At 51.6% G+C, this 6502-nt stretch carries 5 protein-coding genes and 6 tRNA genes; 7 read left to right on the forward strand and 4 right to left on the reverse strand.

Annotation, left to right across the window (positions count from 1 at the left end; genetic code table 11):
• Window positions 1-17: 17 nt before the first annotated feature.
• The 4 genes from RC73_RS05990 to RC73_RS06005 all read right to left on the reverse strand — a co-directional run bounded on the left by RC73_RS05990 (window position 18) and on the right by RC73_RS06005 (window position 3616).
• Window positions 18-1415, reverse strand: coding sequence for a TRAP transporter large permease (locus RC73_RS05990; RefSeq protein WP_039033791.1), 1398 nt, complete (start codon window positions 1413-1415; stop codon window positions 18-20).
• A gap of 8 nt (window positions 1416-1423) precedes the next feature.
• The gene (locus RC73_RS05995) at window positions 1424-2062 is read right to left on the reverse strand and encodes a TRAP transporter small permease (RefSeq protein ID WP_025012078.1); all 639 of its coding nucleotides are present in this window, start codon (window positions 2060-2062) and stop codon (window positions 1424-1426) included.
• A 45-nt stretch (window positions 2063-2107) separates the two neighbouring features.
• Window positions 2108-3127, reverse strand: a complete 1020-nt coding sequence (locus RC73_RS06000) for a TRAP transporter substrate-binding protein (RefSeq protein ID WP_039033792.1) — start codon at window positions 3125-3127, stop codon at window positions 2108-2110.
• A 261-nt stretch (window positions 3128-3388) separates the two neighbouring features.
• A complete protein-coding gene (locus RC73_RS06005) occupies window positions 3389-3616 on the reverse strand; it encodes a hypothetical protein (RefSeq protein WP_025890110.1) in 228 nt (75 codons plus the stop codon).
• 266 nt (window positions 3617-3882) lie between these two features.
• Here RC73_RS06005 and gltX point away from each other — a divergent pair, with 266 nt between their 5' ends.
• The 7 genes from gltX to RC73_RS06040 all read left to right on the forward strand — a co-directional run bounded on the left by gltX (window position 3883) and on the right by RC73_RS06040 (window position 6296).
• On the forward strand, window positions 3883-5292 hold the full coding sequence (gltX, locus tag RC73_RS06010) for a glutamate--tRNA ligase (RefSeq protein ID WP_039033793.1): 1410 nt from the start codon (window positions 3883-3885) through the stop codon (window positions 5290-5292).
• Between the two features lie 106 nt (window positions 5293-5398).
• Window positions 5399-5474, forward strand: a tRNA-Ala gene (locus tag RC73_RS06015).
• A 51-nt stretch (window positions 5475-5525) separates the two neighbouring features.
• Window positions 5526-5601 (forward strand) — tRNA-Glu (locus tag RC73_RS06020).
• Between the two features lie 60 nt (window positions 5602-5661).
• A tRNA-Glu gene (locus tag RC73_RS06025) sits at window positions 5662-5737 on the forward strand.
• Between the two features lie 60 nt (window positions 5738-5797).
• Window positions 5798-5873: transfer RNA gene (locus RC73_RS06030), tRNA-Glu, on the forward strand.
• Window positions 5874-5933: 60 nt separating this feature from the next.
• Window positions 5934-6009, forward strand: a tRNA-Glu gene (locus RC73_RS06035).
• Between the two features lie 211 nt (window positions 6010-6220).
• A tRNA-Glu gene (locus RC73_RS06040) sits at window positions 6221-6296 on the forward strand.
• Window positions 6297-6502 lie beyond the last annotated feature (206 nt).

Below are 6502 nucleotides of genomic sequence, written 5' to 3' on the forward strand. Positions count from 1 at the left end.
CCTGTTGATTTCAAGGATTAAAAGCCCCGCAGTGAATCCAGATACTCAGGCAGGAACAGAGATACTTGAGGAACATAGGTGATCAGAATAAGGAACCCCAGTAACAGCAGCAGCCAAGGCAGGCAAGCGTGGATTACCCAACCTATGCTCTTGCCTGTGATCCCCGAGGTCACAAACAGATTAAGCCCCACCGGCGGCGTCAGCATTCCTATCTCCATATTGACTACCATGATGATCCCAAGGTGAATGGGGTCGATCCCCAACTGGGTGGCGATGGGGAAGAGGATGGGCGCCATGATAAGCAAAATGGCTGATGGCTCCATAAAGTTACCTGCGGCCAGCAACAACAGGTTGACTATGATGAGAAAGCCCCAGGCCGGCAGGCCCATGCCGACTATGTTTTCGGCAATCATGTGAGGGATCCGCTCTGTGGTCAACACATGGGCGAACAGCATGGCGTTGCCTATGATAAACAGCAGCATGATACTGACTTTGGCGCCATCCCTGACGACGGCGCGTATCTCTTTGTCGGCCGGTGTTTTGAGTAATCCCAGCAGGCTGTACCCCAGATTGCGACCTATGGCTTTGATTACCGGCTCACCAGGATTGCGCCAGGCGACATTTTTCAGTGGCCCGATATCTCGATAGCCGAAGACGGCAATGAAATAGGCATAGACGCAAGCGACCGCCGAGGCTTCTGTGGGGCTGGCGACCCCGCCGTAAATGGAACCCAGCACTATGACAATCAGCATCAGGCCACCCATGGCCTTGGCCGTTGAGATAGAGAGCTTGCGAATGCCGGGGAAGGGCAGGGAAGGTAATCCCTTGATTCGGGCCACTATATAGATGGCCAGCATGATCAGCATCCCCGCCAGTAACCCAGGGATCAGTCCGGCCATAAACATCCGCGCTGCGGACACTTCAGTGGCTGCCGAATACACCAGCATCACAATCGATGGTGGGATCAGTATTCCCAGGGTACCTGAGGTGGTAATAACCCCGGCGGCAAATTTTTGTGGATATCCGGCGCGGATCATGCCGACGATAACTATCGAGCCGATAGCTGCCACTGTGGCCGGAGAAGAGCCGGAGACGGCGGCAAACAACATACAGGCCATGACCGAGGCCATGGCTAAACCGCCGCGGATATGGCCGACACTGTCCATGGCGAAGTCGATGATCCGTCTGGCGACGCCGCCGGTGGAGAGAAAGGCCGAGGACAGAATAAAGAAAGGGATCGCCAGCAAAGTGTAGTGCTCTGAAGTGGACTCATAGAGTTTCAGGGCCACAGAGGCCAGCGAATCGTTGGAAAACAGTAAAATAGTCAGCATGCTGGAGAAACCCAGTGCAATGGCAATGGGCATGCCGAGCAGCATACAAACAAATAAGACGATAAAGAGGGTAGCTATTGTCATGGCGTTACCTACTCATGCTTGGAGTTGTTTTTGTCTTCGCCGGCTTCGTTTTCATCTGCCAGGTGCATGCTTTCCTTGGCTTCATCGTGGAAGCTGAATCCTTGTGAGCGGTTGGTCAGAATGGCAAAAAACAGTTCAATGAAACGCCAGGTCAACATGGCAAAACCGATTATCAGAATGCTTTGGGAGATCCACAGCGGCACAGCAGGATCTTCAACATCTATGCGCAGGGTTTCCCAGGCAAAATCGGGGTCCAGTTTGGCAACCAGGGCATGGGGGAAGTCGATATCTTCCATGGGTATTCCAATCTGATACATCTGGCTGAGATAATCCCAACTGCCTTTAAGGAACAGGCCGCAATAGATCAAACAGATGACCGCAGCCAGCATGGCGGCGTATTTGCGGCCTGTCCTGGGGAGCTTTTTGACGAAGGCATCGACACCTATATGGGCACCGACTTTAACGCCGTATGACATGCCAAAGAGGACAAACCAACCACAGAGGGTCAATGTCAGCTCCTGCATCCAGAGAAATCCTGTATTGAAAAAGAAGCGGGCAACGACTTCGACAAAGACAAGTACCGTCATCAGGGTGATCAATAAGTTGAGAAAGCCTTCCTCAAAGTAGCCCAAGGCGCGTGAAATCATATTGCTCTCCGCAGAAATTGCGGGGGCCGGAGCCCCCATACTGACTTACTGGTTGGCGGCCACGGCGGCATCTATCACGTCTTTGCCGATTTGGTCTTCAAATTTGGCCCATACCGGTTTCATTGCATCAACCCAGGCCTGGCGTTGCTCAGGGGTGAGCTCAACTACCAAAGAACGTTTTGAGTCGATGATCAACTGGCGGTCCTGGTCATTCTTGTCACCGGCAATTTTGTTGCCATAGGCAATGGCTTCATCGAGCGCTTCTTTGATGATTTTCCGCTTATCGCCGGGCAAGCTCTTCCAGAAGGTGTTGGAGGTCACCACCATGTAGTCGAGCACACCATGGTTACTTTCGGTGATATGGCTCTGCACCTCGAAGAATTTTTTGGAGTAGATATTGGACCAGGTGTTTTCCTGACCATCTATAGCGCGGGTTTGCAGCAAGGTGAACACCTCGGAGAAGGGCTTTTTCACTGCAGTTGCATCGACGGCGGCAAACTGGGCTGCCAGTACGTCAGAGGCCATAACCCGGAATTTTTTGCCGCTGGCGTCTTTTGGCAACAGCAACGGCTCATTGGCAGAGAACTGCTTCATACCATTGTGCAGATAACCGAGACCAACAACGCCTTTTCGCTTCATGGAGTTCAGCAGCTTTTGCCCGGCTTCACTCTGTTGGAACTTGTCGACAGCGGCCATGTCTTTGAACAGAAACGGCAGATCGAACAGCTGCAGTTTTTTGGTGTAACGCTCGAACTTGGAAAGTGATGGCGCAACCAACTGCACATCGTTGAGCAGCAGCGCGGCCAGTTCATTGTTGTCTCCGAAGAGTTGTGAGTTGGGGAACACACTGACCTGATATTCACCTGGCAGGCGTTCTTCGACCAAGGCCTTGAATTTCAGTGCCATCTGGCCCTTGGGGGTGTTTTCTGCCACAACGTGGGAAAACTTTATCTCTACCGGTTCTGCCAGAACCGAGAAGCTCGCCAAGGCGCCGGCTAAAGCCGTCACTTTGGCAAGGGTTCTCAGCGGCCGGGTAAAGAGTTTGGATGGATTGAATGCACTCATGATGTGTCCTTTTTATATGCTCTTGAGTTATTGAAAAATACGTACCCCAAAGTGCGTATTTCCAGCGGGAATACAGCCGATTTTCCCTAAGGTCTGTATTGGGTAAGGCAAGTAGCGCGCCAATTTGATCACTTTTTTGTAACTCATTGGTTGCTAAAGTGTAGTTTATTTGATGTTTATCACGTCTTTTTGCTGTTTGAGTGAGATCTTGCTCACTCTGTCGTCGGTTGTGGGTGGAAAACCGCCTATTGTGATTTTGATTTACTTGGGGGGATCTATGCGCTTGAGGACGGCGTCACTGGGCAGCAGTTCCAGGTGACCCTGTTCGTCAAAGTACCAGCCGGTAATAAAGCCTTTCTGACGCATGGTCACCAGGTTATGCATCACTTCTCTGGCTTCTTTTTGTGCGGTTTGTTCGTCATAGTCGTTGGTGTGCTTCAAATAGGCCGCAATGCTGGCGAGGGAAGCCGATTGACTGATTCCTGTCATAGCCTCTGCTCCACAAAAAAGATGCTTCCCTGAAGCGTAGTTGAAAATTTAGTCAGTGTGAAAGAAGCAATGGTATTACAGCCTAGGGTGATGATCTGAGCCTGCCTTGTGCATGTCATGTCATAGCTGAGCAAGTCAGGACCGCAATATCTATCTTGTGACTGTCGGCCAGAGCCCTTTTCCCCTGTAGGGTTAGGCTGCTAGAATATGCGCACTTTTCATTTGCCTGCCTGGCAGGCGTTTATTCTTAAGGTTAGTGTTCAATTATGACCACCAAGACGCGTTTTGCTCCCAGCCCTACCGGCTTTCTTCATGTGGGCGGTGCCCGTACGGCTCTATACTCCTGGTTGCACGCCCGTGCCAATAATGGCGAGTTTGTGCTGCGTATCGAAGATACGGATCTTGAGCGTTCTACTCAGGAGGCGGTTGATGCCATTCTGGAAGGGATGGAATGGTTGGGCCTGAATTGGGACGAAGGTCCTTATTATCAGACCAAACGCTTCGATCGTTACAACGAGATCATTGCTCAGATGCTGAAAGAGGGCACGGCTTACAAGTGTTATTGCTCTCGTGAGCGCATTGAAGCTCTGCGTGAAGAGCAGGCCTCCAAGGGTGAACGTCAGAAGTATGATGGTTGCTGCCGTGATGCCGCTCCCCGTGATACAGATGAACCATATGTAGTACGTTTCAAAAATCCCCAGGAAGGCAGCGTGGTTTTTGATGATCATGTTCGTGGCCGGATTGAAATTGCCAACGAAGAACTGGATGATCTGATCATTGCCCGCAGCGACGGTACACCTACCTATAACTTCTGTGTGGTGGTTGATGACTGGGATATGGGTATCACTTGCGTGGTTCGCGGTGAAGACCATATCAACAACACTCCAAGACAGATCAACATTCTTAAGGCCCTGGGTGCACCTGTTCCTGAGTATGCCCACGTATCCATGATCCTGGGTGACGATGGTGCCAAGCTTTCCAAGCGTCACGGCGCCGTGAGCGTAATGCAGTATCGTGATGACGGTTATTTGCCGGAAGCATTGCTGAACTATCTGGTGCGTTTGGGCTGGTCCCATGGCGATCAGGAGATCTTCTCACTGGAGGAGATGAAGCAGTTCTTCAAATTGGACGATATCAATAAGGCGGCTTCGGCATTCAATACCGAGAAGCTGATTTGGTTGAACCAGCACTATATGAAGTCGCTGGATCCAGAATATGTGGCCGGTTTCCTTGAATGGCATATGCGTGATCAGCAGATAGATACCAGTAATGGCCCGGCCCTGGCTGAAATCGTTACTGCATTGGCAGAGCGCAGCAAGACACTTAAAGAGATGGCTGCTTCCAGCCGCTACTTCTATGAAGACTTCGAGGCGTTTGATGAAGCGCAGGCCAAGAAGCACTTGCGCGGGGTCGCATTGGAGCCCTTGCAACGGGTGCAGCAGAAGTTGGCGGCTTTGCCTGAGTGGACCGTGGAAGCGATTCACAATGCCATTGAGTCAACAGCGGCCGAGCTTGAGGTGGGAATGGGTAAAGTCGGTATGCCTTTACGGGTTGCCGTAACTGGTGCGGGCCAATCTCCTGCTGTGGATTTAACCTTATTTCTCATTGGGAAAGCTCGTTGCGAGCAAAGAATCTCCAAAGCGGTTGAATTTGTAGCAGCCAGAATAAATTCCTAAAAAAGGCGTTGACACATTTGGGTGTGCTGCATAGAATGCGCCTCGCAGTTGAGACACAGGGCAGCAAGTTGCTGGCAGTACACTCAAATGTAATGAGAGATAGCTTGGGGCTATAGCTCAGCTGGGAGAGCGCTTGCATGGCATGCAAGAGGTCGACGGTTCGATCCCGTCTAGCTCCACCAACTACTCTCAATCAGCTCTTTTTAAGCAGAGTTTAAATGCTTAAGTCCGGGGTCCCCTTCGTCTAGAGGCCTAGGACACCGCCCTTTCACGGCGGTAACAGGGGTTCGAATCCCCTAGGGGATGCCAATTTTGCAGTGTTTAGTAAAACCTGTACTCTTATCACAGAGTCTAAAGCGTGAGTCCGGGGTCCCCTTCGTCTAGAGGCCTAGGACACCGCCCTTTCACGGCGGTAACAGGGGTTCGAATCCCCTAGGGGATGCCAATTTTGCAGTGTTTAGTAAAACCTGTACTCTTATCACAGAGTCTAAAGCGTGAGTCCGGGGTCCCCTTCGTCTAGAGGCCTAGGACACCGCCCTTTCACGGCGGTAACAGGGGTTCGAATCCCCTAGGGGATGCCATTTTTGCAGTGTTTAGTAAAACCTGTACTCTTATCACAGAGTCTAAAGCGTGAGTCCGGGGTCCCCTTCGTCTAGAGGCCTAGGACACCGCCCTTTCACGGCGGTAACAGGGGTTCGAATCCCCTAGGGGATGCCATTTTCGCAGCGTTTAGTAAAACCTGCACTCTTATCACAGAGTCTAAACAGTGAGTCCGGGGTTGGCTTAGCCTAGAGGCCTAGGACAGCGCCCACTTTCTCTGGGTAGAGAGTCGGCGGTAACCGTGGTTCGAATCCCTTAGGGGATGCCACATTTTGCAGTGTTTCGCAAAACCTGTACTCCTTTCACAGAGTCTAAACGTGAGTCCGGGGTCCCCTTCGTCTAGAGGCCTAGGACACCGCCCTTTCACGGCGGTAACAGGGGTTCGAATCCCCTAGGGGATGCCATTTTCGCAGCGTTTAGTAAAACCTGCACTCTTATCACAGAGTCTAAACAGTGAGTCCGGGGTTGGCTTAGCCAAGAGGCCTAGGACAGCGCCCACTTTCTCTGGGTAGAGAGTCGGCGGTAACCGTGGTTCGAATCCCTTAGGGGATGCCACATTTTGCAGCGTTTAGTAAAACCTGCACTCTTATCACAGAGTCTAAACAGTGAG

The organism is Shewanella sp. ECSMB14102, assembly GCF_000813075.1.
Taxonomy (GTDB): Bacteria; Pseudomonadota; Gammaproteobacteria; order Enterobacterales; family Shewanellaceae; genus Shewanella; species Shewanella indica.

Bases quoted from the DNA above. Each gene is read 5' to 3' on its own strand.
- RC73_RS05990 (WP_039033791.1), bottom strand. From the start codon at position 1,415: ATGACAATAGCTACCCTCTTTATCGTCTTATTTGTTTGTATGCTGCTC.
- RC73_RS06005 (WP_025890110.1), bottom strand. From the start codon at position 3,616: ATGACAGGAATCAGTCAATCGGCTTCCCTCGCCAGCATTGCGGCCTAT.
- RC73_RS05995 (WP_025012078.1), bottom strand. From the start codon at position 2,062: ATGATTTCACGCGCCTTGGGCTACTTTGAGGAAGGCTTTCTCAACTTA.
- RC73_RS06000 (WP_039033792.1), bottom strand. From the start codon at position 3,127: ATGAGTGCATTCAATCCATCCAAACTCTTTACCCGGCCGCTGAGAACC.
- gltX (WP_039033793.1), top strand. From the start codon at position 3,883: ATGACCACCAAGACGCGTTTTGCTCCCAGCCCTACCGGCTTTCTTCAT.